Source organism: Candidatus Effluviviaceae Genus I sp. (genome assembly GCA_016867725.1).
Taxonomy (GTDB): Bacteria; Joyebacterota; Joyebacteria; order Joyebacterales; family Joyebacteraceae; genus VGIX01.
This window is the reverse complement of record VGIX01000095.1, coordinates 1-2,540: the sequence shown is the minus strand read 5'-3', so window position 1 is coordinate 2,540 and position 2,540 is coordinate 1. Positions and strand designations below refer to the sequence as shown.

The following is a 2,540-nucleotide window of genomic DNA, read 5'->3' as shown; positions in this document are numbered from 1 at the left end:
AAGCTGCACTCGATCATGTCCGCGCCTGCGCCCTCGACGCGCCGCGCGATCTCCTTCCACTCCGCCTCGGTGCTCGCCATCATGCTCACGATGACGACACGGTCGGGGTAGCGCCTCTTGAGGTCGCCGACCTCGGGGAGCACCTCGTTGAGCTTCCGGTTCGAGATGAGGTCGATGTTCTCGAGCCCGATGAGGTTCTTGTCCTCGTACCGAAGGCCGTCCATCATCGGCGAGACGAGGTTGACCTCGACGTGTTCCAGGCCGAGCGTCTTGACGACCGCGCCGCCCCAGCCGGCCTCGAATCCCCGCGCGATCATCTCGGCGCTGTCGGTCGGTGGCGCCGCCGCCAGGATGAACGGGTTCGGGAACCGCACGCCGCAGAAGTCCACCGCAAGGTTGACCTTGCTCATCGGCGGCCTCCCTTCTCGCGCCGCGACTCGAGGTACTTCGCGATCGCCGCGGCGGCCCGCTTCCCCTCGGCGACGGCCTGCACGACGGTCGCGCCGCCGCTCGTGACGTCGCCGCCGGCGAACACGCCTTCCACGGAGGTCGTCATCGCCTCCACGTCCACGGCGACGAGCCCGCGCGTATCGGTCGCAAGCCCGGCGAACCCGTCGAGCGGCCCCTGGCCGATGGCCTCGATGACCGCGTCCGCGCGGAGCCCGAACTCGGTCCCGGGAACGTCCTCGGCGTTCGAGGGAACGAGAAGCCCCGGCACCTTCCACCGGATCCCGATGCCTTCGTATCCCGCGACGCGCCCGCCCTCCCCGACGACGCGCACCGGCCGCGTCCGCGTGCGGAACTCGACCCCTTCCGCCTGCGCATGCTCGATCTCGGACCGGAACGCCGGCATCTCGTCGAACGACTCGAGGCAGCAGAGGTCCACGCGCTCCGCGCCCAGCGCCTTCGCTGTGGTCGCCGCGTCCATCGCGACGTTCCCGCCCCCGATCACGACGACACGCGCGCCGATCGCGGGCCGCTCACCGCGCGCGACCGCCTTCAGGAACTCCATCGCGACGTGCACGCCCTGAAGGTCGCTCCCGGGGATGCCGACGCGGCGCGCCTTCCAGAGTCCGGGCGCGACGAAGACCGCGGCGAACCCCTTTGACAGGAGCGACGCCGGGTCGTCCTGCTCGTCGCCGAGATGGACCTTCACGCCGAGCCTTGTGACGTACGCGAGCTCGCTCTCGAGGAACGCGCGGGAGAGCCGCGTCGGCGGAACGCCCAGGGCGAGCACGCCGCCCGCCACGCGCTCGCGCTCGAACACCTCGACCTGGAAGCCTCCCAGCCGAAGCGCGACGGCGGCGGCGAGGCCGGCCGGCCCCGCCCCCACGACGGCCACGCGCTCGGGGCGCTCGCGGATGCCGCCCGGCAAGGGCGCGAGCGCCCCGAGTTCGATGTCGCCCGCGAACCGCTGGAGCCCCGCAATGTCGATGGGCGTGTCGAGCTCGCCACGCGTGCAGTGCTCCATGCAGAGGATCTCCTGCGGACAGACCCGACCGCACACGCCGACGAGCGGGTTGGCATCGCGTATGAGCCTCGTGGCGCCGCGGAAGTTGCCGAAGCGGATCTTCCGCACGAACCGCCGCACGTCCACGCCCGCCGGGCAGCCCCTGTTGCAGGGCGGGTCCTCGCACATGAGGCAGCGAGACGCCTCGATGACCGCCTCGTGCGGGGCGTAGGTGCGGCCCGCCTCGGGCAGAAGACCGGTCGGATGCTCCCTGTCTTCCATGCTATCCCCCGTACTCGATGGCCGCGCCCGCGTCGAGGCGGCCGCGTCCCGGCCCACCGGCGACCCGCGCCGAGATGCCCACACCGGCGCCAAGCCCGGCGCGCAGGCGAGCATACCACCGCGCTCCGGACGCGTTCAAGGAGACGAGCCCGAACTCGCCCGGCAGGCGCGGCTCGTACACGGTGAGCGTCGGCGCGTCGCCCCGCCGCGACACGACGAAGCACCCGGCGTCGAGACGCGCGCGGTCACCGACCGGTGACTCGGTCCGCACGCCGAGGGCGAACGCCGACCCCGTGGCCGACTCGCCGCCGGGACCGGCCGACTCCGCGCGGGCCGCCTGCGCCGCGCGCAGCGCCGAGACCGTGAAGCGCGGGTCGCCGGACGCCCGCCAGTCGAGCCGCGCGGACCGCGCCACCTCGCGGACGCCGCGACGCGGGTCGCCGCCCTCGGTGAACCGCGCGGTCTCACGGAGCGTGAGCGAGACGCGCCCGAGCGCTCCGAACGGCCGCTCGATGCCGAACGCAAGCTGACGCCGCCCGTCGGGCAGCTCGCAGAGGTACGACCGCCACGGCCGACGCGTGACGAGCGCCTCGCACCAGGCCTCGGTGCCCGCCGCGGGCCTGTAGGCCACACGGAGCCACGCAGCCGCGCCGTTCATCCCGCCCGGCACGCCGGGTGCGCCAGACCCGAGCGGGCTCCAGTAGTCCGGCGCGAAGCGCGCTGCCCCGAACGCCACGGCCGCGCGCCCGAGCGACGCCTTCGCGGCTCCCGCCCACGCCGCCGCACCGTCCTCGGTCGCGGCGACCTC

General features: G+C 73.7%; 3 protein-coding genes. All 3 read right to left on the bottom strand.

Translation table 11 applies throughout. From position 1 onward, the window contains the following. Positions 1-410 (bottom strand): NAD-dependent dihydropyrimidine dehydrogenase subunit PreA (locus FJY74_09775; protein ID MBM3308601.1); only part of this gene is annotated, 410 nt, incomplete at its 3' end. Next, positions 407-1,732, bottom strand: a complete 1,326-nt coding sequence (locus FJY74_09770; GenBank protein ID MBM3308600.1) for an FAD-dependent oxidoreductase — start codon at positions 1,730-1,732, stop codon at positions 407-409. The genes FJY74_09770 and FJY74_09775, both read right to left, overlap by 4 nt. Position 1,733: 1 nt before the next feature. Then, positions 1,734-2,540: hypothetical protein (locus tag FJY74_09765; GenBank protein MBM3308599.1), on the bottom strand; the 807-nt coding region annotated here is incomplete at its 5' end.

Coding starts and splice junctions, on each gene's coding strand:
- FJY74_09770 (MBM3308600.1), bottom strand. CDS start 1,732: ATGGAAGACAGGGAGCATCCGACCGGTCTTCTGCCCGAGGCGGGCCGC.